General features: G+C 73.9%; 18 protein-coding genes. 13 read left to right on the top strand and 5 right to left on the bottom strand.

Features of this window, described 5'->3' with window-relative positions; genetic code table 11:
• The first annotated feature begins 299 nt into the window (after positions 1–299).
• Positions 300–1,031 carry a tetratricopeptide repeat protein gene (locus IF19_RS0117650; protein ID WP_030114313.1) on the top strand — a complete coding sequence of 244 codons (732 nt, stop codon included), beginning with the start codon at positions 300–302 and terminating at the stop codon, positions 1,029–1,031.
• 84 nt (positions 1,032–1,115) lie between these two features.
• Here the strand turns inward: IF19_RS0117650 and IF19_RS0117645 are convergent, their stop codons facing one another.
• Positions 1,116–2,396 carry a DUF1015 family protein gene (locus tag IF19_RS0117645; protein ID WP_030276405.1) on the bottom strand — a complete coding sequence of 427 codons (1,281 nt, stop codon included), beginning with the start codon at positions 2,394–2,396 and terminating at the stop codon, positions 1,116–1,118.
• 72 nt (positions 2,397–2,468) lie between these two features.
• Between IF19_RS0117645 and IF19_RS0117640 the strand changes: the two genes are divergently transcribed.
• Together IF19_RS0117640 and IF19_RS0117635 are read left to right on the top strand one after the other, a co-directional pair.
• Positions 2,469–3,518 carry an HAD-IIA family hydrolase gene (locus IF19_RS0117640; protein ID WP_030276403.1) on the top strand — a complete coding sequence of 350 codons (1,050 nt, stop codon included), beginning with the start codon at positions 2,469–2,471 and terminating at the stop codon, positions 3,516–3,518.
• 207 nt (positions 3,519–3,725) lie between these two features.
• Positions 3,726–4,526, top strand: a complete 801-nt coding sequence (locus IF19_RS0117635) for an ABC transporter ATP-binding protein (protein WP_030114309.1) — start codon at positions 3,726–3,728, stop codon at positions 4,524–4,526.
• Positions 4,527–4,652: 126 nt separating this feature from the next.
• On the opposite strand, the gene IF19_RS0117630 is transcribed toward IF19_RS0117635, so the two are convergent.
• On the bottom strand, positions 4,653–5,000 hold the full coding sequence (locus IF19_RS0117630; RefSeq protein WP_030114308.1) for an SCP2 sterol-binding domain-containing protein: 348 nt from the start codon (positions 4,998–5,000) through the stop codon (positions 4,653–4,655).
• A 42-nt stretch (positions 5,001–5,042) separates the two neighbouring features.
• On the opposite strand from IF19_RS0117630, the gene IF19_RS0117625 reads away from it, so the two are divergent.
• The 5 genes from IF19_RS0117625 (at position 5,043) to IF19_RS0117600 (ending at position 10,634) form a co-directional block, all read left to right on the top strand.
• Complete coding sequence (locus tag IF19_RS0117625) at positions 5,043–5,429, top strand: hypothetical protein (protein WP_030114307.1); 387 nt, start codon at positions 5,043–5,045, stop codon at positions 5,427–5,429.
• A 7-nt stretch (positions 5,430–5,436) separates the two neighbouring features.
• The gene (locus IF19_RS0117620) at positions 5,437–6,252 is read left to right on the top strand and encodes a TlyA family RNA methyltransferase (RefSeq protein WP_030192135.1); all 816 of its coding nucleotides are present in this window, start codon (positions 5,437–5,439) and stop codon (positions 6,250–6,252) included.
• The gene (locus tag IF19_RS0117615) at positions 6,249–7,154 is read left to right on the top strand and encodes an NAD kinase (protein WP_030114305.1); all 906 of its coding nucleotides are present in this window, start codon (positions 6,249–6,251) and stop codon (positions 7,152–7,154) included. The genes IF19_RS0117620 and IF19_RS0117615 overlap by 4 nt, the downstream gene beginning before the upstream one ends.
• Positions 7,155–7,306: 152 nt before the next feature.
• Positions 7,307–9,052 (top strand): DNA repair protein RecN, encoded by a 1,746-nt coding sequence (gene recN / locus IF19_RS0117605; RefSeq protein WP_030120473.1) that lies wholly within the window; start codon positions 7,307–7,309, stop codon positions 9,050–9,052.
• A 466-nt stretch (positions 9,053–9,518) separates the two neighbouring features.
• On the top strand, positions 9,519–10,634 hold the full coding sequence (locus IF19_RS0117600) for a glycosyltransferase family 4 protein (protein WP_030114303.1): 1,116 nt from the start codon (positions 9,519–9,521) through the stop codon (positions 10,632–10,634).
• A 37-nt stretch (positions 10,635–10,671) separates the two neighbouring features.
• On the opposite strand, the gene IF19_RS0117595 is transcribed toward IF19_RS0117600, so the two are convergent.
• Both IF19_RS0117595 and IF19_RS0117590 read right to left on the bottom strand, forming a co-directional pair.
• Positions 10,672–12,297, bottom strand: a complete 1,626-nt coding sequence (locus IF19_RS0117595) for a PucR family transcriptional regulator (protein ID WP_030114302.1) — start codon at positions 12,295–12,297, stop codon at positions 10,672–10,674.
• 294 nt (positions 12,298–12,591) lie between these two features.
• Positions 12,592–12,933: a MerR family transcriptional regulator gene (locus tag IF19_RS0117590; RefSeq protein ID WP_030114301.1), complete on the bottom strand. Its 342-nt coding sequence runs from the start codon at positions 12,931–12,933 to the stop codon at positions 12,592–12,594.
• Positions 12,934–12,993: 60 nt separating this feature from the next.
• Between IF19_RS0117590 and IF19_RS0117585 the strand changes: the two genes are divergently transcribed.
• A complete protein-coding gene (locus tag IF19_RS0117585) occupies positions 12,994–13,800 on the top strand; it encodes an aminotransferase class IV (protein WP_030114300.1) in 807 nt (268 codons plus the stop codon).
• Positions 13,801–13,884: 84 nt separating this feature from the next.
• Here the strand turns inward: IF19_RS0117585 and IF19_RS0117580 are convergent, their stop codons facing one another.
• Positions 13,885–15,711, bottom strand: a complete 1,827-nt coding sequence (locus IF19_RS0117580; RefSeq protein ID WP_097901175.1) for a glycoside hydrolase family 15 protein — start codon at positions 15,709–15,711, stop codon at positions 13,885–13,887.
• Between the two features lie 419 nt (positions 15,712–16,130).
• Between IF19_RS0117580 and pyrG the strand changes: the two genes are divergently transcribed.
• The 4 genes from pyrG to ald all read left to right on the top strand — a co-directional run bounded on the left by pyrG (position 16,131) and on the right by ald (position 22,104).
• On the top strand, positions 16,131–17,798 hold the full coding sequence (pyrG, locus tag IF19_RS0117575) for a CTP synthase (protein ID WP_030114298.1): 1,668 nt from the start codon (positions 16,131–16,133) through the stop codon (positions 17,796–17,798).
• A gap of 87 nt (positions 17,799–17,885) precedes the next feature.
• Positions 17,886–18,512 (top strand): NUDIX domain-containing protein, encoded by a 627-nt coding sequence (locus IF19_RS0117570; protein WP_030114297.1) that lies wholly within the window; start codon positions 17,886–17,888, stop codon positions 18,510–18,512.
• A 200-nt stretch (positions 18,513–18,712) separates the two neighbouring features.
• Complete coding sequence (locus IF19_RS0117565) at positions 18,713–20,845, top strand: ATP-binding protein (protein ID WP_030290024.1); 2,133 nt, start codon at positions 18,713–18,715, stop codon at positions 20,843–20,845.
• Positions 20,846–20,988: 143 nt separating this feature from the next.
• The gene (gene ald / locus IF19_RS0117560; RefSeq protein WP_030114294.1) at positions 20,989–22,104 is read left to right on the top strand and encodes an alanine dehydrogenase; all 1,116 of its coding nucleotides are present in this window, start codon (positions 20,989–20,991) and stop codon (positions 22,102–22,104) included.
• Positions 22,105–22,147 lie beyond the last annotated feature (43 nt).

Here is a 22,147-nt window from a genome sequence, read left to right as displayed (position 1 = left end):
GGGGTGGCCGTGGCGGCTTCGACCGGCGCGACGACCGCCCCCGCGGCCCGCGCCGTGACGACGACCGGCCCTCCGGTGGCGGCTTCCGCCGCGACGACAACCGGGGCGGCGGCTTCCGCCGTGACGACCGGGGTGGCGACCGGAGCCGGGGCGGATACCGCGGCGGGCAGCGCGACGACCGCGACCGCGGGGGCTTCCGCCGCGACGACCGCGACCGGGACCGTGAGCCGATCAAGCGGCTGCCGATTCCGGAGGACGTCACGGGCGACGAGATCGACAAGGACGTGCGCCAGGAGCTCATGAGCCTGCCGAAGACCCTCGCCGAGGACGTCGCGCGCAACCTCGTCATGGTGGCCCGGCTGATCGACGAGGACCCTGAGGAGGCGTACGCGTACTCCCGTATCGCCCTGCGGCTCGCGTCCCGCGTCGCCGCCGTGCGGGAGGCGGCCGGGTTCGCGGCGTACGCGACGCAGAAGTACTCCGAGGCGCTCGCCGAGTTCCGGGCGGCCCGGCGGATGACCGGGTCCGTGGAGCTGTGGCCCGTCATGGCGGACTGCGAGCGCGGTCTCGGCCGACCCGAGAAGGCGCTGGCGATGGCCGGCGAGCCCGAGGTGCAGAAGCTGGACAAGGCCGGCCAGGTCGAGATGCGGCTGGTGGCCGCCGGGGCGCGCCGTGACATGGGGCAGATCGACGCCGCCATCGTGACGCTCCAGAGCTCCGAGCTGGCGTCGCACTCCGTCCAGCCGTGGACCGCCCGCCTGCGGTACGCCTATGCGGATGCCCTGCTGGAGGTCGGGCGCGAGGACGAGGCACGGGAGTGGTTCGGGAAGGCGCTGGAGGCCGACAAGGACGGTTCCACCGACGCGTCCGACCGCCTCGCCGAGCTCGACGGCGTGGAGTTCGTCGACGTACTCGACGAGGAGGCGGACACGGCGGACCCGTCCGGCACGGCTCACGCGGCGGAGGCGGACGACGAGACCGGGTCCGCGCCCGAGGGCCGCGACGAGCAGGACCGCCCGGCCGCGAACTGACGGCTGAGGCCGGCCCGTACGCCGGAGGGCGGCGGCTCCGATCGGAGCCGCCGCCCTCTTCGCGTTCTCCGCGCGCCGGTCGCGTCAGTCGAGCGCCAGGCTCCGCATGACCAGGCCCGTGGCCGGCTTCGGGCCGAACGACGTCGACTTGCGCGGCATCGTCACACCCTGCCGCGCCAGGTCCCGGACGACCTCTTCGCGTACGGGGTGCATCAGGACCGCCGTGGCGCCCAGGCGTTCCGCCTGTTCGACGGCGGCCGCGGTGTCGTGGATGTAGCCGATGTGCTCGGGGGCGTCCGGGACGTCCCACACCTCGTCGAGCAGCGCCGCGTGCAGGACCGTCGCGTCCAGGGTGCGCCACGCCTCGGGACGGTCCGCCCGGACCGTACGGGTCAGCAGGGCCGGATCGGGGCGGTCCACCAGATGGAAGCCGCCGTCGCCGGCGAGCAGGAACGCGTTGCCCTGTGCGGCGGCCCCGGCCAGCGCCTCCAGGGCGCGGGGAAGCGGGCCGTCGATCCGCTCGACGCGGAAGAGGCCGTGCAGGGCCTTCAGCGCCCGCGAGAGCGGCAGGCCGCGCAGAAGACGGTGGATGGCGCGGACCCGGAGCGGATGGCGGACCGTGTCGACCAGGAGGACGAGACCGTAGTCCCACGGCCCGGGAGCGGTCTCCTCCCGCTGGAGCCGCAGATAGGTGGCCCACCGGTGGTGGCCGTCCGCGATGAGCGCCTGCCGGCGGGCGAGGTCCGCCTCGGCCTCGGCCCGGTCTGCCGGGTCCGTCACGGCCCAGAGCCGGTGCCGGAAACCGTCCTCCGTCGTGGTGGCGAGCAGCGGCTCGCGCGCCGCCGTGCGCTCGATCACGGCCGCCGCCCCGGCCGGCTCGCCCGCGTCGCCGCGATAGGTCAGCAGCAGCGGCTCCAGATGGGCCCCCGTCGTCCGCATCAGCTCCGCACGGTCCGCGACGACGTCGTCCATGACGTCCTCGTGCGGCAGGACGACGCCGTCCTCGGCGGGCGAGAGCGCCAGCGCGCCGATCAGACCCCGCTGGAGGATCTCGCCGTCGCTCTGCTCGTAGACGTACAGCACCGGCTCCGGGTCCGGGGCGATGACCCCGTCGGCCAGCCAGCGGCCCAGGGTCGCCGCCGCCTGCCGGTGCCGGTCCCGCGCCGTGTCGGCCTGAGGGAGGATGAGACGCACGATGTTGTGCGGATCCGCGCACTCCAGATGGTGCAGCCCGTCGGGCCGGACGACCACGTCGTACGGGGGCGAGGTCACGGCGGCGAGACTGCCGACCCGCTCGGGGACGTAACGCAGTCCGCGGAACGGGATCAGCCGCAGCCCCTGCGCGACGGGACCTGAAGTCATCATCAGGGCATCGTATGTGCGCGGGGGGCACCCATGACGGCCGGGGCGGAAACAGAGCAAAGAGGAGCGAACCATATGAGCCACCAGCACCACAGGTCTCGGCCTTCGGGGAGCGGTACGGCACTGAACGAGGCGTACGACACGGCCCTCCTCGACCTCGACGGGGTCGTCTACGCGGGCGGGGAGGCCATCGCGTACGCCGTCGAGGCGCTGGCGGAGGCGCGGGCCGGGGGCATGCACCTGGCGTACGTCACCAACAACGCGCTGCGGACACCGGACGCCGTGGCGGAGCACCTGACGGAGCTGGGGGCGCCCGCCGAACCCTCCGACGTGATCACCTCCGCGCAGGCCGTCGCCCGGCTGGTCGCCGATCAGCTGCCGCCGGGCGCGCGGGTCCTCGCGATCGGCGGCGAGGGGCTGCGGGTCGCGCTGCGCGAGCGCGGTCTCGTGCCGGTGGAGTCGGCGGACGACGACCCCGCCGCCGTGGTCCAGGGCTACGGCGGGCCGGACATGGCGTGGGGGCGGTTCGCCGAGGCGAGCTACGCGGTCCGGCGCGGGCTCCCGTGGTTCGCGTCCAACACCGACCTGACCATCCCGAGCGCCCGGGGCATCGCACCCGGCAACGGCGCCGCCGTCGAGGTCGTACGGATCGCCACCGGGGCCGAGCCGCAGGTCGCCGGGAAGCCGCTGCCTCCGATGCACCGCGAGACCGTCCTGCGGACCGGGGCCGAGCGGCCGCTCGTCGTCGGGGACCGGCTGGACACCGACATCGAGGGCGCGTTCAACGGGGGAGTCGACTCGCTGCTCGTCCTGACCGGGGTGACCGACGCGGGCCTTCTCCTCGCCGCACCGCCGCAGCACCGCCCGACCTACGTGGACCGGGACCTGCGGGGACTCCTCACCGGGCAGCCCGAGGTGGTGGCGGCAGGGGAGGGATTCCGCTGCGGTGACTGGACGGCCGCCGTACGCGGGGACCGTCTGGTGCTGGAGACCGCGGGCGGCGGCGAGGACGGGGGCGACGCGCTCGACGGCCTGCGGGCCCTCTGCGCCGCGGCCTGGACGTTCGCCGGTGCGGACGGATGCGACCTGGAGGCGGCGAAGGCCATCGCCCGGCTCGGCCTCTGAAACGCTCCCGGCACCCCTGGGGCACGTCCGGCGGATCAGGACCGGACGGGCCTTGGCGGGCACGGGCGTTGGGGCCGGGGCGACCGTTCGCGTCGATGCCCGGGGCCAGGGGAGCGACGGGGAGGATAGGTTAACCTAACCTGGTGCTGCGCGGTGGTCCGCCCGTGCCCCGCGCCGCTCCACCTCACCGACTCCGGGAGTACGACCATGCAGCGCCTCACCGCAGAATCGGTGACCCTCGGCTACGACCAGCGGGTCATCGCCGAGAACCTCTCGGTGGAGATCCCCGACAACTCCTTCACCGTGATCGTCGGCCCGAACGCCTGCGGCAAGTCGACGCTGCTGCGCGCCCTCGCCCGGATGCTCAAGCCCAGCCGGGGCCAGGTGCTGCTGGACGGGCAGGCCATCCACCAGCTGCCCGCGAAGAAGGTCGCCCGGACCCTGGGGCTGCTGCCGCAAACCTCCATAGCCCCGGACGGGATCACCGTCGCCGACCTCGTCGCCCGCGGCCGCTACCCCCACCAGGGGCTGCTGCGCCAGTGGTCGCCGGAGGACGAGCGGGTGGTCGAGGAGTCCATGGAGTCCACCGGCGTCGCCGAGCTGGCCGACCGCTACGTGGACGAGCTGTCGGGCGGTCAGCGCCAGCGCGTGTGGATCGCCATGGCGCTGGCCCAGCAGACGCCGCTGCTGCTGCTCGACGAGCCGACGACGTACCTCGACATCCAGCACCAGATCGACGTCCTCGACCTCTGCGCGGAACTGCACGAGACGCAGGGCCGCACGCTGGTCGCCGTGCTCCACGACCTGAACCACGCCGCCCGGTACGCCACGCACCTCATCGCGATGCGGGACGGGGCGATCGTCGCGGAGGGGCCGCCCTCGGACGTCGTGGACGCGGCGTTGGTGGAGCGGGTCTTCGGGATGCGCTGCCAGGTGATCGACGATCCGGAGACCGGGACGCCGCTGGTCGTCCCGGCGGCACGCAAGGCGCGGAAGGTCGCCGCCTGAGCGTACGGGGGGCCGGCGGTCCAGCGTACGGAAGCTCGCCGTCCGGAGGTGCCGACGGCCGGGGCGCCCGCCCCCACCGGACGGACGTACCTGCCGGGCCCGACGCCCGGTGGGCCGTGAGCGCTCCTACAGCAGCGATTTCAGCTTCAGCAGGTCCCGGAAGCCCGCCTCCAGGCGTACGCGGCCCGCTGCCCACGCCTTCGCGAAGTTGAGGTCGCCGTCCACCAGCGCCACCAGATCGTCGCTCGTCATCGCGAGCCTGATCTCGGCCTTCTCCCGCGGCGGCCCTTCCAGCGTGTCCCGCACCTCGATCCGGCCGTCGGCCAGCCGGCCGGTGAACGTGATGTCCAGATCCTTGATGTGACAGCTCAGCGAGCGGTTCAGAGCAGCCGCGCCGCGCACGTCGCCGTCGGGAGCCGCGAGGTTGTCGGAGAGTGTGTCGAGTGCGCTGCGGCACTCCGCCATGGTCGCCATCGTGCTCGACGGTACACCGCCCGGTCGCGGTAGCGTTTCGGCATGAGCGACTGGACGCCGGAGGCGGGGACCCCGCCCGTGAGCACGCCCGACGATCCGGTGGGCGAGGAGCCGGCCGGGCCCGGCGAGGACGGGGCGGCCGGGCTGTCCGGCGCGCGCTCCTTCGAGCCCGCCGAGCCCGCGCCCCTCGGAGTCGTACGGACCCCCACCGGGCACGCCGCCGTGGACGCCCGGCTGGAGCGGCTGGCCGATGCCGACCACCTCCCGGCCGACGGACACATCGAGGTGTACGAGGATGTACACCGCGGGCTGCGGGCCGAGCTGACCTCGCTGGACTCCCGTCCGGCGGACGCCGCGCCCGGCCCCGTACGCCCGGGGCCCGCCCCTTCGCACCGCACGCACGACACGCGTCACGACAACAGGAGCTGAACCGAACGTGGCAGGAGTGGCACGTCGCCGCCTCGACGCCGAGCTGGTACGCCGCAAGCTCGCCCGCTCGCGGGAGCACGCGAGCCAGCTGATCGCCGCGGGGCGCGTCACCGTCGGCCGCACCACCGCGACCAAACCCGCCACCCAGGTCGAGACGGCCGCCGCGATCGTCGTCACGAAGGACGACGACGACCCCGACTACGTCTCGCGCGGCGGCCACAAGCTGGCGGGGGCGCTCGCCGCCTTCACCCCGCTCGGGCTGGAGGTGGAGGGGCGGCGGGCGCTGGACGCCGGAGCCTCCACCGGCGGGTTCACCGATGTGCTGCTGCGCGCCGGGGCCCGGCAGGTCGTCGCCGTGGACGTGGGCTACGGGCAGCTCGCCTGGTCCCTGCAGTCCGACGAACGGGTCGTCGTCAAGGACCGCACCAACGTGCGGGAGCTGACGCTGGAGGCCATCGACGGGGAGCCGGTGGATCTGGTGGTGGGGGACCTGTCCTTCATCCCGCTGGGTCTCGTCCTGCCCGCCCTCGCCCGGTGCGCCGGGCCCGACGCGGACCTGGTCCTCATGGTCAAGCCGCAGTTCGAGGTCGGCAAGGAGCGGCTCGGCAGCGGCGGAGTGGTGCGCAGCCCCGAACTGCGCGCCGAGGCGGTCCGGGAAGTGGCCCGGCGCGCCTGGGAACTCGGCCTCGGCGTACGGGGGGTGACGGCCAGTCCGCTGCCCGGCCCGTCGGGGAACGTCGAGTACTTTCTGTGGCTGCGGGCCGGCGCACCCGAGCCGGACCCCGCGGATGTCGACCGTGCAGTGGCGGAGGGGCCTCGTTGACGACGAATGCGGCACGAACAGTCTTCCTTTTGGCGCACACCGGCCGTCCGGCCGCGATCCGCAGCGCCGAACTCGTGGTGCAGGGCCTCCTGCGCAACGGACTCGGCGTGCGGGTCCTGGCGACCGAGGCGGCCGACCTGCCGCTCCCGGACACCGTGGAGACGGTCACGGACACCAGCCCCGCCGCCGTGGACGGCTGCGAGCTGCTGATCGTCCTCGGCGGTGACGGCACCCTGCTGCGCGGCGCCGAGTTCTCCCGGGCCTCCGGGGTGCCGATGCTCGGCGTCAACCTCGGACGCGTCGGCTTCCTCGCCGAAGCCGAACGGGACGACCTCGACCGGGTGGTCTCCCGGGTGGTCTCCCGCGACTACGAGGTCGAGGAGCGGATGACGATCGACGTCCTCGTGCACAGCAACGGCGAGGTCGTGCACACGGACTGGGCGCTCAACGAGGCGGCCGTGCAGAAGGTGTCGCCCGAGCGGATGCTCGAAGTGGTCCTGGAGATCGACGGCCGCCCGGTCACCGGCTTCGGCTGCGACGGGATCGTCTGCGCCACCCCGACCGGTTCGACCGCGTACGCCTTCTCGGCGGGCGGGCCCGTGGTCTGGCCCGAGGTCGAGGCGCTGCTGATGGTCCCGATCAGCGCCCACGCCCTGTTCGCCAAGCCGCTGGTGACCTCGCCCACGTCCGTGCTCGCGGTCGAGGTGCAGCCGCACACCCCGCACGGGGTGCTGTGGTGCGACGGCCGGCGGACGGTGGAGCTGCCCTCCGGCGCGCGGGTCGAGGTGCGGCGCGGCGCGGTGCCCGTACGGCTCGCGCGGCTGCACCAGGCGTCGTTCACCGACCGGCTGGTGGCGAAGTTCGCGCTGCCCGTGTCGGGGTGGCGGGGCGCGCCCCACTGACGTCGGAGGCCGCTTCCGGCCGGTCTCCGCAGGGCCTTCGCACGGCCTTCGTGTCGTCTCCGCGCGGCCTCCGCCTCCGGCCCCGGAACCCTCGGGAGAGTGAATCCCGGGACGGGGGCCGTCGCGCATGCGGTCGGGAACCTCGTAAGGTCATGTCCGTGTTGGAGGAGATGCGGATACGGTCGCTCGGAGTCATCGACGACGCGGTGGTGGAGCTGTCACCCGGTTTCACCGCGGTCACCGGTGAGACCGGCGCGGGCAAGACCATGGTCGTCACGAGCCTCGGGCTGCTGCTCGGCGGGCGCGCTGACCCCGCCCTCGTACGGATCGGGGCCAAGGCCGCCGTCGTCGAGGGCCGGATCACCGTGTCCGAGGGCGACGCGGCGGCGCTGCGGGCCGAGGAGGCCGGTGCGGAGCTGGACGACGGCGCGCTGCTCATCAGCCGTACCGTTTCGGCCGAGGGGCGCTCACGCGCCCACCTCGGCGGCCGGTCCGTGCCGGTGGGGGTCCTCACCGAGCTGGCGGACGAACTCGTCGCCGTGCACGGCCAGACCGACCAGCAGGGGCTGCTCAAGCCGGCGCGGCAGCGCGGCGCCCTCGATCGGTACGCCGGGGACGGGGTGGAGGTCCCGCACGCCAAGTACGCGGCGGCCTACCGGCGGCTGCGGGCCGTCGCCACCGAGCTGGAGGAGCTGACCACCCGGGCCCGGGAGCGGGCCCAGGAGGCGGATCTGCTGAGGTTCGGGCTGAACGAGGTCGCCGCCGTGGAGCCGCTGCCGGGGGAGGACGTCGAGCTGGCCGCCGAGGCGGAGCGGCTCGGGCACGCCGAGGCCCTCGCCTCCGCGGCCTCCCTCGCGCACACCGCGCTGGCGGGGAACCCGGAGGACCCGGAGAGCGTCGACGCCACCACGGTGGTCGCCGCCGCCGGGCAGGCCCTGGACGGGGTCCGGGCCCACGACCCGGCGCTCGCCGCGCTGGCGGACCGGGTCGGGGAGATCTCGATCCTGCTCGCCGACGTCTCCGGGGAGCTGGCCGGGTACGCCGATCAGCTCGACGCCGATCCACTGCGGCTGGCCGTCGTGGAGGAGCGCCGGGCCGCGCTGACCGCCCTGACCCGGAAGTACGGCGAGGACATCACGGCCGTGCTCGCCTGGGCCCAGGAGAACGCGGGCCGGCTCACCGAGCTGGAGGGCGACGACGAGCGGATCTCCGAGCTGACCGCCGAGCGCGACGGGCTGCGGGCCGAACTCTCGGTCCTCGGCCAGGCGTTGACCGACGCGCGGACGGAGGCCGCCGCCCGGTTCGCCGAGGCGGTGACCGAGGAGCTGGCCTCGCTGGCCATGCCGCACGCCCGGGTCTCCTTCGCCATCCGGCAGACCGAGGCGGCGGACGAGGCGTCCGGCATCGACATCGGCGGACGCAGCGTCGTCTACGGTCCGTCCGGAGCGGACGAGGTCGAGCTGCTGCTCGCCCCGCACCCGGGGGCCCAGCCCCGGCCGATCGCCAAGGGCGCGTCGGGCGGTGAGCTGTCCCGGGTGATGCTCGCGGTCGAGGTCGTCTTCGCGGGCTCCGACCCCGTGCCGACGTACCTCTTCGACGAGGTCGACGCGGGCGTCGGCGGCAAGGCGGCGGTCGAGGTGGGCCGGCGGCTCGCCAAGCTGGCCAGGTCCGCGCAGGTCGTCGTCGTGACCCATCTTCCACAGGTGGCGGCCTTCGCGGACCGGCAGCTGCTGGTCGAGAAGACCGTGGACGGCTCCGTGACCCGCAGCGGCGTCACTGTCCTGGAGGGCGAGGACCGGGTACGGGAGCTGTCCCGGATGCTCGCGGGCCAGGAGGACTCCGAGACGGCCCGCGCCCACGCCGAGGAGCTGCTGGCCACGGCGCGCGCGGACGGCTGAGCGTCCGGACCGGTCGGCCGCATCGCACGGCGGGCGACCGGCCCGGACGCGAGGGGAGGGGCGCGCCCGCGGGCGGGCCCCTTTTCCGCGGGTGCGGGCGCGCATGTGTCCGGTGCGGCGGGCACGGAGGCCGGGCAGCGGTCAGGCAGGCGTGATCGGGCGGCCGGGCGTCGAGCGGGCGGGCGTGATCGGGCGGTCGGGCGTCGGGCCGGTGGGCGTGATCGGGCCGGTGGGCGTGATCGGACCGGGCGTCGGGCGACCGGGCGGGATCGGGCGGGCTGCGGGCTCGATCGGGCGTCTGATGGCAACGCCACGCCTTGAAATTCACTCGCAAGGGTGGTGCGGCGCGGTTGGTTGCCGCCGGGGGCGATGCAGCAACGTTACGGCGGCACCGGACGTGCGTACGGACTGGCATCCTTGGCGCTGTCCTTTCCGCCGACTCGGGAGCCCCGGGGAGCCGATCAACGTGTCACAACTGCGTACGGTCCAAGTCCTGGGCGGCGGCAGTGCGGGCAGCAGCGCGCACGTCGGTTCGCTGGCCGCCGGGCTGGTGGCGCGCGGGGTGCGGGTGACCGTCTGCGCCCCGCAAGCGGTGGACAGCGCCCACGACTTCACGGCCGCCGGGTCGCAGTTCCTCCCGGTGCCCCGGCGCAGCGACCCGGCCGCCGTCGCCGCCCTGCGGGCCGCCTGCACGGGGGCGGACGTCGTCCACGCCCACGGCCTCCACGCGGCCGCCCGCACCGCCCTCGCGCTGAGCGGACGCTCCGTGCCCCTGGTGGTGACCTGGCACACCCGGCGGTACGCGGAAGGGGCCCGCCGCCAGATCCTGCACCTGCTGGAACGGCGCGCCGCGCGAGCCGCCGCCGTGGTCCTCGCGCCCACCTCCGACCTGGTCGACCTCGCCCGCGAGCGGGGCGCGCGCGACGCCCGCCTCGCCCCGCTCACCGTTCCGCCGCCGCGCGCGGTCAACCCCGGCCCGGCGGGGAACGGCATCGGAGTGGACAAGATGCGGGCCGAACTCGGCGCGGTCGAGCGGCCGTTGCTGGTCGCCGCCGGCAACCTCGTACCGCAGCACGGCTTCACCACCCTGCTGGACGCTGCCCGCCTCTGGCGGGACCTGGACCCCGAGCCGCTGCTCGTCGTCGCGGGGGAGGGGCGGGAGCGGGACGCGCTGCGACGGCGCATCCGGAACGAGGAGCTGCCCGTCAGCCTCGTCGATCCCGGCGAGGAGCCGGGGGAGTTGCTCGCCGCCGCCGACCTGGCGCTGCTGCCGAGCCGGTGGGAGGGGCGCTCCCGGTTCGCCCAGGAGGCGCTGCGCGCCGGAGTCCCGCTGGTCGCCACCGCCGTCGGCGGCACCCCCGAGCTGGTCGGCGGGGCGGCCGAACTGGTGCCGTACGGGAACGCCGAGGCCCTCGCCCGTGCCGTCGTACGGCTGATCGAGGAGCCGGCGGAGCGCGCCCGGCTCGCCGGGGCCGGGCGGGCGCAGGCGGCCGGCTGGCCCACCGAGGACGACACGATCGCCCATGTGCTCAGCGTCTACGACGAGTTGGCCCAGCCCCTGGCCGCCGGACGCGATCGCTGAACGGGGCGGGCGCGGCCCACGGGAGCCTTCTGACGGGTCAGTTGGTGTGGCGGCGGGCCCGCAGAGCCAGGCTCAGCGCCAGCACCGCCTCCGGATCGTCCAGGTCCGTGCCCAGCAGCTCGCCGATCCGGGCCAGCCGGTTGTAGAGCGTCTGGCGGTTGAGGTGCAGTTCGCGGGCGGTCTCCGCCTTGCGGCCCGCGTGCGCCAGATACGCCTGGAGGGTCGGGAGCAGCGGCGGGCGCGAGACGCGGTCGTGCTCGCGCAGCGGACCGATCGCCCGGTCCACGAACGCCGCCAGATCCGGATGGTCCCGCAGCCGCCACAGCAGCAGGTCGATGTCCAGGCGCCGGGCGTCGTACCAGGAGCGGTCGTCCAGGCCCTGCGCGGCCGTCGCCGTCTCCGAGGCGTGCCGCAGCCCCGCGCCCGCCGCCCCCCAGCCGCCCGCGACGCCCACGACGACCACCGGTGACCGCGAACCGGCCCGGTCCAGTCCGGCCCGCTCCACGCCCGCCCGCAGCGCCGCCGCCACCCGGTCCGCGACCGCCGTGCGCTCGCCCTCCGAACGCAGCCCCAGCAGCAGCGGAACCCGCCCCTCCACCGGGCGTACGCCCAGCAGCACCGGTACGCCGACCGAGGCCAGCTCCTCCAGGACCGCACGGGCAAGCAGCGACCAGTTGCCCGAGGGGGACAGCTCGGGGGTCAGCCGCATCACCACCGGCAGCAGCGGGGCCTCCCCGGGCCGGAAGCCGAGCACCCGGGCCTGCGCCGGGGCGTCCTCCGCGGCGATCCGGCCCTCCGCGAGGTCGGTCAGGAAGTCGCCCCGGCCCCGGGCGGCCAGCTCCTCCTCCTGCCGGGCCTGCATCAGCACGACGGCGAGGAGTCCCGCCGCCCGCTCCGCCGCCATGCGGTGCACGGTCGCCAGCGGCCCGGCCACCGCGAGCAGCACCAGCCGCGCCCGTACCGCGCCGGTCTCCGGCCCGCCGCCCGGCACGTCCACCAGCACCGCGCCGGCCGGCGGGCTCTCCCGGGCCGCCCGGTCACCGCGCATCCCCTCCCAGACCTGGAGCGGGTCCGCGCCCACCGGCCCGGTCCCGGTCGACGCCGCGTACAGGAGGCGGCCGTCGGGGGTCTCCAGGAAGACCGGGTTGGCGGTGAAGTCGGCGAGGATCCCGAGGACCTGCGGCACCCCGCCCCCGTCGAGCAGCGCCCGGGTGGCGCGCCGGTGCACCTCCTCCGCCTGCTGGAGCAGGGCGTAGTGCCCGTTGACGATCTCGGTGTGCACCTCCTCGGTCACCGCGACGAACGGCACCTCCCGGTGCAGCTGCACCAGCGGGAGACCCGCCGCGCGGGCCGCGTCCACGATGGAGGCGGGCAGCCGGCCGAAACGCGGTCCCAGCTCCACCACCAGGGCCGCGATGCCCCGGTCGGCGAGGCGGTGGACGAAGGCGCGCTGTTCGGCGGGGCGGGTGCCGAGGCCCAGCCCGGTCGTCAGGAGCAGCTCGCCGCCCTTGAGGAGGGAGGCGATGTTGGGGACCTCGCCCGCGTGGACCCAGCGCACCGTGCGGTTCAGCCGGTCGGCGCCGGCCACCACCTCCGGCAGTCCGGCGCGCAGCCCCGGCAGCTCCAGCGCCCGCTGCACGGTGATCCCGCTGTGGCTCTCCACGTACCCGGCCCGCTTTCCGTAGTGCCCGGCCCGGCGCTGTCCGGCGGCCGGGCGGTCGTCCTGTGCGGACTGTCCGGAAACAGACCGTCCTGTTCAGGACGCTACCGCCCGGGAAGTGTGACGCACACCGCAGGGGATGCGTACTGGCAGGTAACGAGCGGCGGGGAGGGCACCCGCACGGGTACGACGTGGGGGAGGGGCCCGGAGGCGGACGCCGCCGAGGGGCCCGGAACGCACCCCCTCGGCGAGGGGCCCGGAACACCCTCTCGGCCGCGAGGGCCGGAAGCGGCTCCCTCAGCCGTCGCCCAACAGCCCCGCCAGCGCTCCCCGGCTGAGCCGCAGCGCCTCGATCCGCTCGTCCATGACCGCCAGTTCGCCGTCCAGGATCTCCCGCAGCTCCGCGCACCAGTCGAAGCCCCGGTCGCCCCGGCTGCACGGCAGGACCCGGCGGATCACCTCGGTGGACAGCCCCGCCCGCAGCAGCGCGCGGATCTGTCCCACGGTGCGGACCGCGTCCTCGTCGAAGGCGCGGTAGCCGTTGGTCCCGCGCCGCGCCGTCAGCAGCCCCTGTGCCTCGTAGTGGCGCAGCGACCGTGCGCTGGCCCCCGTCCGCCGGGACAACTCCCCGATCAGCATGTGCCCGTGCCCCGTCCGCTCTTGACCTTGCCACCGGTGTCAGACCCTAACGTCCGTGCCATGAGCGAAGATTCCCCGTACATCACGCACCTCGACGGCCGCCCCGCCACCGCCGCCGACCTCGCCGCGCTCGCCTTCGCGGGCCACGCCCACTTCACCGCCGCGCAGGTCCGCGACGGCCGGTTCCGCGGCCTCGACCTCCATCTGGAGCGGCTGCGGTCCGCGTCCGTGGAGCTGTTCGGCCGGGCCCTGCCCGAGGAACTGGTGCGCTCCCGGCTGCGTACGGCGCTGCGCGACGGACCGGCCGACCTCTCGCTGACGGCCACCGTGCACTCCCCGGCCGGCGAGTTCACCGCCGCCGACGCCGGCCTCGCGCTGCTGGTGCGCACCGGCCCGGCCGCCACCGGCCCGGACGGCCCGCTCGCCCTCACGGCGGTCGGGCACGAGCGGTACCTGCCGCACGTCAAGCACGTCGGGGAGGTGGCCAAGACGCATCTCCTGCGGCAGGCCGCCGCCGACGGGTTCGACGACGCCGCGTTCCTCGACCGGGCGGGCCGGTTCAGCGAGGCGACCATCTGGAACCTGGCCTTCTGGGACGGCGAGGCGGTGGTGTGGCCCCGGGCCGACATGCTGACCGGGACGACCCAGGGCATCGTCCGCCGCCGGCTCGGAACGCTCGGGATCGCCCAGCGGACCGTCGACGTCACCCCCGCCGATCTGCCCGCCCTCGCCGGAGCCGTCGTCATGAACTCCTGGACGCCGGGCGTGCCCGTCCACCGGATCGGGGCCACGGACCTGCCCGCGGCCCCGCGCTTCCTGGACCTGCTCCACCGGGCGTACGGGGCCGAACCCCTCACCGCCCCCTGAGCGAGCCCGGGAAGCGACCGGGCCGGACACGACGAAGGCCGCCCCCGGCACCGGGCCGGGGGCGGCCTTCTCGCAGAGCCCGGGTCAGCCGACGTACGCGCCGCTCGCCGTCAGCCGCAGGGCGGTGTCGATCAGCGGGACGTGGCTGAAAGCCTGCGGGAAGTTGCCGACCTGCCGCTGGAGGTGGGAATCCCACTCCTCGGCCAGCAGGCCCAGGTCGTTGCGGAGCGACAGCAGCTTCTCGAAGAGCCGCCGCGCCTCGTCGACCCGGCCGATCATCGCGAGATCGTCGGCCATCCAGAACGAGCAGGCCAGGAACGCGCCCTCGTCGCCCGCCAGACCGTCGACGCCCGCGTCCTCACCCTCCGTCGGATAGCGCAGGATGAAGCCGTCCTCCGTGGAAAGCTCCCGCTGGATCGCCTCGATCGTGCCGATGACCCGCTTGTCGTCCGGCGGCAGGAAGCCCATCTGCGGGATGAGCAGCAGGGAGGCGTCCAGTTCCTTCGACCCGTAGGACTGGGTGAAGGTGTTGCGCTCCTGGTCGTAGCCGCGCTCGCAGACGTCCCGGTGGATCTCGTCGCGCAGCTCGCGCCACCGCTCCAGCGGGCCCTCGACGTCGCCGGACTCGACCAGCTTGATCGTCCGGTCGACCGCGACCCACGCCATCACCTTGGAGTGCACGAAGTGGCGGCGCGGCCCGCGCACCTCCCAGATGCCCTCGTCGGGCTCCTCCCAGTGCTTCTCCAGGTACTCGATCAGCTTGAGCTGGAGGCCCATGGCGTAGTCGTTGCGCGTCAGACCCGTCATGTGCGCCAGGTGCAGCGCCTCGGTGACCTCGCCGTACACGTCGAGCTGGAGCTGGTTGGCGGCGCCGTTGCCGACGCGGACCGGGGTGGAGTTCTCGTACCCGGGCAGCCAGTCCAGCTCCGCCTCGCCGAGCTCGCGCTCACCGGCGATGCCGTACATGATCTGGAGGTTCTCCGGGTCGCCGGCCACCGCACGCAGCAGCCACTCGCGCCAGGCGCGGGCCTCCTCGCGGTATCCGGTGCGCAGCAGCGAGGAGAGGGTGATCGCGGCGTCCCGCAGCCAGGTGTAGCGGTAGTCCCAGTTCCGTACGCCCCCGATCTCCTCGGGCAGCGATGTGGTGGGGGCCGCGACGATGCCGCCGGTCGGCGCGTACGTGAGGGCCTTGAGCGTGATCAGGGAGCGGACGACCGCCTCCCGGTAGGGCCCGTGGTACGTACACTGATCGACCCATTCGCGCCAGAACAGCTCGGTCGCCTCCAGGGAGTTCTCGGGCTCCGGGAGGGCCGGCGGCTCGTGGTGCGAGGGCTGCCAGCTGATGGTGAAGGCCACCCGGTCACCGGGGCCGACGGTGAAGTCGGAGTAGGTGGTCAGGTTCTTGCCGTACGTGTCCGCCTCGGTGTCCAGCCAGACCGAGTCCGGTCCGGCGACGGCGACCGTGCGGTTGTCGACCTTGTGCACCCACGGGGTCACCCGGCCGTAGCTAAAACGCATCCGCAGCTCCGAGCGCATCGGCACCCGGCCGCTGACGCCCTCCACGATGCGGATGAGCTGCGGGGCGCCGTCACGCGGGGGCATGAAATCGGTCACCCGTACGGTGCCGCGCGGGGTGTCCCACTCCGACTCCAGGACGAGGGAGTCGCCGCGATACCGCCGCCGGTCGGCCCTGGCCGGTTCTGTTCCTTCCGCTCTCGCGGGGCCCAGGCGCCAGAAGCCGTGCTCCTCGGTGCCCAGCAGGCCCGCGAAAACGGCGTGGGAATCGAAGCGGGGAAGGCACAGCCAGTCCGCTGTGCCGTCCCGGCAGACCAGGGCGGCGGTCTGCATGTCTCCGATGAGTGCGTAATCCTCGATGCGCCCGGCCACGTGTATCTCCAGTCGAACGGCCATGTCGCCCTGTCACAGGGCGCTTACTGCGGGTCAAGGGGGTCGTAGGGTCTTTCACCCGGGAAGATCCGACGAGTCCTGTACCGGTGGAGCGGCCTTGGATGGTGCCGTCGCCCGGCCGTCTCGGCAGCGAGTGTTTGAGCAGGATACGACGCAGCAACAAGATCCGCGCGACGGTCTCCGCAAGATCTCTGACCCGATCGAGTGGGACGTGAAACGCCTGCGGTGATGGTGTGACCTCTCTGTGGAGGGTGTGGCCGGAAGCAGCCTCCTCGCGTCGCTGTTACCCTGGTAGCCCGTGGACCGGTGGTCGTTCGCGAGAGCGGACGAGGCCCCCGAACCGCAGCGACGGCACCCCGGAATCCCCGGCTCGGTGGCCGGTACGCACCTCAGAATCGCGACCACGGGAGCCCCCTTTGGCTATGCAGCCCACATCCACGACGACCAAGCACATCTTCGTCACCGGGGGTGTCGCCTCCTCCCTCGGCAAGGGTCTGACTGCCTCCAGCCTGGGTGCCCTGCTCAAGGCTCGCGGTCTGCGGGTCACCATGCAGAAGCTCGACCCCTACCTCAACGTCGACCCCGGCACGATGAACCCGTTCCAGCATGGTGAGGTGTTCGTCACCAACGACGGCGCCGAGACCGACCTGGACATCGGCCACTACGAGCGCTTCCTCGACGTGGACCTCGACGGCTCCGCCAACGTGACCACCGGCCAGGTCTACTCGCAGGTCATCGCCAAGGAGCGGCGCGGCGAGTACCTGGGCGACACCGTGCAGGTCATCCCGCACATCACCAACGAGATCAAGCACCGCATCCGCCGCATGGCCACCGACGACGTGGACGTCGTCATCACCGAGGTCGGCGGCACGGTCGGCGACATCGAGTCGCTGCCGTTCCTGGAGACCGTCCGCCAGGTCCGCCACGAGGTCGGCCGCGACAACGTCTTCGTCGTGCACATCTCGCTGCTGCCCTACATCGGCCCCTCCGGCGAGCTGAAGACCAAGCCCACCCAGCACTCCGTGGCCGCCCTGCGCAACATCGGCATCCAGCCCGACGCCATCGTGCTGCGCGCCGACCGCGAGGTCCCCACCGCCATCAAGCGCAAGATCTCCCTGATGTGCGACGTGGACGAGGCGGCCGTCGTGGCCGCGATCGACGCCAAGTCGATCTACGACATCCCCAAGGTGCTGCACACCGAGGGCCTGGACGCCTACGTCGTGCGCAAGCTCGACCTGCCGTTCCGCGACGTCGACTGGACGACCTGGGACGACCTGCTGGACCGGGTCCACAACCCCGACCACGAGGTCACCGTCGCCCTGGTCGGCAAGTACATCGACCTGCCCGACGCCTACCTCTCGGTCACCGAGGCGATCCGCGCGGGCGGCTTCGCCAACAAGGCCCGGGTCAAGGTCAAGTGGGTCACCTCCGACGACTGCCGCACCGCGGCCGGCGCCGCCGAGCACCTCGGCGACGTCGACGCGATCTGCATCCCGGGCGGCTTCGGCGAGCGCGGGGTCGACGGCAAGGTCGGCGCGATCCGCTACGCCCGCGAGAACAAGGTCCCGCTCCTCGGCCTCTGCCTCGGCCTCCAGTGCATCGTGATCGAGGCGGCGCGCTCGCTCGCCGAGATCCCCGACGCCAACTCCACCGAGTTCGACGCCGCCACCTCCCACCCCGTCATCTCGACGATGGAGGAGCAGCTCGCCTACGTCGAGGGCGCCGGCGACCTCGGCGGCACCATGCGGCTCGGCCTCTACCCGGCCAAGCTCGCCGAGGGCTCCCTCGTACGCGAGGCGTACGACGGCCAGCCCTACGTGGAGGAGCGCCACCGCCACCGCTACGAGGTCAACAACGCCTACCGGTCCGAGCTGGAGAAGAAGGCCGGGCTGGTCTTCTCCGGCACCTCCCCGGACAACAAGCTCGTCGAGTACGTCGAGTACCCGCGCGAGACGCACCCCTACCTCGTCGCCACCCAGGCGCACCCCGAGCTGCGCTCCCGCCCGACCCGCCCGCACCCGCTCTTCGCGGGTCTGGTGAAGGCCGCCGTCGCGCGCCAGGTCGCCGCCGCGGACGGCGCGGAGGCGTAACACCGAGGCATTACGGTTGACCGGGGTACGGATCCGCTGCGGATCGGTGCCCCGGTTTCCTTTTGGTTCGTGGGAGGACGTACGCACATGGGTATCCAGGACACGCCCGAGGAGTGGCAGGTCACCGCGACGGTGACGCCCTTCACCGGCAACAAGACCAGCGTCCGCACCGACCAGGTGGTGATGCCCGACGGCTCCGTCCACGGCCGTGACTACCAGGTCCACCCGGGCTCCGTCGCCGTCCTCGCCCTCGACGACGAGGACCGCGTGCTCGTCCTGCGGCAGTACCGCCACCCGGTGCGCCACCGGCTCTGGGAGATCCCGGCCGGACTGCTCGACATCCCGGGCGAGAACCCCCTCCACGCCGCCCAGCGCGAGCTGTACGAGGAGGCGCACGTCAAGGCCGAGGACTGGCGGGTGCTGACCGACGTCTACACCACGCCCGGCGGCTGCGACGAGGCGGTGCGGATCTTCCTCGCCCGCGACCTCTCCGAGGCGGAGGGCGAGCGGTACGCGGTCGCCGAGGAGGAAGCCGACATGGAGCAGGCCCGGGTCCCGCTGGACGAACTGGTCCGCTCGGTGATCGCCGGGGACCTGCACAACAACTGCCTGGTCGTCGGGGTGCTCGCGCTCACCGCCGTCCGCGCGGGCGACGGCGTGGACTCGCTGCGCCCCGCCGAAGCGCCCTGGCCCGCCCGCCCGTTCGAGGCCTGACGGGCCGTCCGCCCGCCGCTCCACCCCCGATCGGACACCAGAATCGTTCATAAAGAATGAAGAGATTCTGATCCGATCGGGGGATGTTCGCCGTCCGCCGTCCCGCATCGCGGTGATCGTCCCCGACGCTGAACTACGCTCGAAAGGCGCCCGGCCGGAGCTCCGGCGGGCACCGCGTGCAGCGAAGTGGAGCGTGGCTCGTGACCGATCAGGCGGTGGACACCAGCGGCCCGGCGACGGCCCCGGGGGCCGAGGAGCCGTCCGGCGCAGCCCCATCCCGATTCTTCGGCCGCGAACGGGAGTTGAAGGCGCTGCGGGAGGACATCGAGCGCGCCGGCCTGGACACCCTGGCCGGCCGCAAGGCCCCCCGCGCGCGCGTCCTGCTCATCGCCGGCCGCCCCGGTTCCGGCCGCAGCGCGCTCGCCGAGGAGCTGGCCGGAGCGCTCACCGGGACCGACGCCGTCGGCGCCGCGGCGGCCGCCACGGGCGCGCTGCCCTGGTCCGTCCGCGGCACGGGCACCGGCGCCTACCCGGACGGGGTGCTCCGGGTCGGCCTCACCGATCCCGGCGGCGAGCCGGTCCCCACCGAACGCACCGCCGGTGAACTCCTCGGCCTCCTCGGCGTGCCGGTCCCGCCCGGCGCCGACCGGGACGAGCTGTCCGAGCTGGTCCGCGAAGCGCTCGCCGTGCGGCGGATCGTCCTGGTGCTCGACGACGCCGCCGACGCCGAACAGGTCGACCCGCTGCTCCCGGAGAACCCGGACTGCCTGGTCGTCGCCACCGCCACCGGGCCGCTGACCGGCATCCCCGACGTCCGGCCCTGCACGCTCGGCGGGCTGGAGAAGGGCGCGGCCGTACGGCTGCTGGCCCGCGCGATCGGGCAGGTCCGCGTCACCGTCGACCCGCGCACCGCTGAGCGGCTGGCCGAGGAGTGCGGGGGACAGCCCGCCGCACTCACGCTGATGGGCGGTCTGCTCGCCGCCCACCCCAAGGTCTCGGTCGCCGACGTGGCCGGGCAGCTGCACGCACTGCCCGACGCCGGGGAACAGCAGCCCGTCGGGGCCCGCCCGCTGGCCCGCGCGTTCCGGCTCGTCCACGACTCCCTGCCGCAGACCGCCGCCCGGATACTGCGACTGCTGGCCCTCGCCCCCGCCGGACTCGCCGACGCCCACACGGCGTCCGCGCTGGCCGGCTGCTCGGTCTCCGCCGCCCGCTCCACGCTCGACGACTTCGTGAAGCTCGGGCTGCTGCGCACGGACGGCGCGGTCCACCCCCTGTACGCGGTGCCCGGCTGCCTCGCGCCGCTGCTGCGGGCCCTCCTGGAGGACCGGGACCGGCCCGCCGAGATCCAGCTCGCCCGCGCCCGGATGCTGGAGCGGACCGTGCGCCGGCTCCAGTCCTGCCGCGCGGTCACCGAGCCGGAGGGCTCCACCGCCCACCGCAAGCTGGCCGGGCTGCCCCGCTCGCTGCGCTTCCCCAGCGCCGAGGAGGCGGGCGCCTGGCTGCGGGTCCGCCAGCCCGCGCTGCTGGCCTCGGCCCGGCTCGCGGTGGCCGACGGCGAGCTGGACACCCTGGCGCGCCGGCTGGTGGCGGCCCTGGTGCGGGCGCTGGCCGCGCACCGGGGGACCGAGGAGGCGGCCCCGGAGCTGTACGGGCTGCACGGCCTCGTCCTGGACGTGGCCCGCCGCCGCGAACTGCCCCGCGAACAGGCCGCCGCCCTGCTGAACCTCGCCGACCTGGACGCCCGCACCGGCCGCACCCGGGAGGCGCTGACCCGCTACCGGGCCGCGCTGGACGCCGGAAAGGCGGCGAAGGACCTGTACGCGACCGGCCGCGCGATGGAATCCGTAGGCGGTGCGTACGAGCAGCTGGGGGACTACCACCGGGCCGCCGACTGGTACGGCAGGGCGCTCGCCCAGCGCCTGCCCCAGGGGGAGCGCGCGGACGAGGCCCGGCTGTACGGGCGGCTCGGCGCGGTCCACACGTACGCCGGGCGCTACGGGGAGGCGCTGCGGAACTGGCGGGCCGCCGCGTCCGGCCACCGCAGGCTCGGGGACCTGCCGGCCCAGGCGCGGGCGCTCAGCGAGAGCGCCCGGGTCCAGGAGTACGCGGGCCGGCCGCACGACTCGCTCCAGACCTGCCGGGAGGCGGTGGAGCTGGCCCGGCGCGCCGGTGACGTGCGGCTTCAGGCGGCGCTGCAGCTGCGGCTGGCGGACACTCTGGACCGGCTCGGCGATCCCACGGCGGCCCGGTTGCACCGCAGCGCGGCCGACAGATTGCTGGGAGACGAGGCTCCTGCCTACGAAATCCGCAGCGCTTCGACAGAAAGTTAATGCTTTGTAAGGCTAGACAGCACGAAGTCCTTCATTAGACTGGCTCTGCCGCGCTCGTTCGTGGCGTCTCCTATTAAGCTGTATATGTCCGGGTATGCACCGCTGTGCCCGGGCGACCCTCCGAGCCAAGGACCGTGATCGACGTGAAGGTCGGCATCCCCCGCGAAGTCAAGAACAACGAGTTCCGGGTGGCGATCACCCCTGCCGGAGTGCATGAGCTCGTCCGCCACGGCCACCAGGTCGTCATCGAGCACGACGCCGGTGTCGGCTCGTCCATCCCGGACGCGGAGTACGTCGCCGCGGGCGCGCAGATCCTGGCCACCGCCGACGAGGTCTGGGCCGCCGCCGACCTGCTGCTGAAGGTCAAGGAGCCGGTCGCCGAGGAGTACCACCGCCTCCGCAAGGGCCAGACCCTCTTCACCTACCTGCACCTCGCCGCCTCCCGCGAGTGCACCGACGCGCTGCTGGCCTCCGGCACCACGGCCATCGCCTACGAGACGGTCGAGACCGCGGGCCGCGCCCTCCCGCTGCTCGCCCCGATGTCCGAGGTCGCCGGCCGCCTCGCCCCGCAGGTCGGCGCGTACCACCTGATGCGCTCCGTCGGCGGCCGCGGTGTGCTGCCCGGCGGCGTCCCCGGCACCCACGCCGGCAAGGCCGTCGTCATCGGCGGCGGCGTCTCCGGCTGGAACGCCACCCAGATCGCCGTCGGCCTGGGCTTCCACGTCACGCTGCTCGACCGCGACATCAACAAGCTGCGCGAGGCCGACAAGATCTTCGGCACCAAGGTGCAGACCGTCGTCTCCAACGCCTACGAGCTGGAGAAGGCCGTCGTCGAGGCCGACCTCGTCATCGGCGCCGTGCTGATCCCCGGGGCCAAGGCCCCGAAGCTGGTCACCAACGAGCTGGTCGCCAAGATGAAGCCCGGAAGTGTCCTTGTCGACATCGCGATCGACCAGGGCGGCTGCTTCGAGGACTCGCACCCCACGACCCACGCCGAGCCGACCTTCCAGGTCCACGACTCGGTCTTCTACTGCGTCGCCAACATGCCCGGCGCGGTGCCCAACACCTCCACCTACGCGCTCACCAACGCGACGCTGCCCTACATCGTGGAGCTCGCCAACCGCGGCTGGGCCGACGCCCTGCGTCGCGACGCCGCGCTGGCCAAGGGCCTCAACACCCATGAGGGGCAGGTCGTCTACCGCGAGGTCGCCGAGGCGCACGGCCTCCCGCACGTCGAGCTGAGCACGCTCCTCGGCTGACGGGTCAACCGCCACCGTCAACATCGCACGCCCGGCCGGACCT

The sequence above is a fragment of the Streptomyces californicus genome (genome assembly GCF_000717645.1).
In the GTDB taxonomy this organism is placed as follows: Bacteria; Actinomycetota; Actinomycetes; order Streptomycetales; family Streptomycetaceae; genus Streptomyces; species Streptomyces californicus.
The sequence above is the reverse complement of the archived record's forward strand: the minus strand, read 5'-3'. Positions and strand labels throughout refer to the sequence as shown.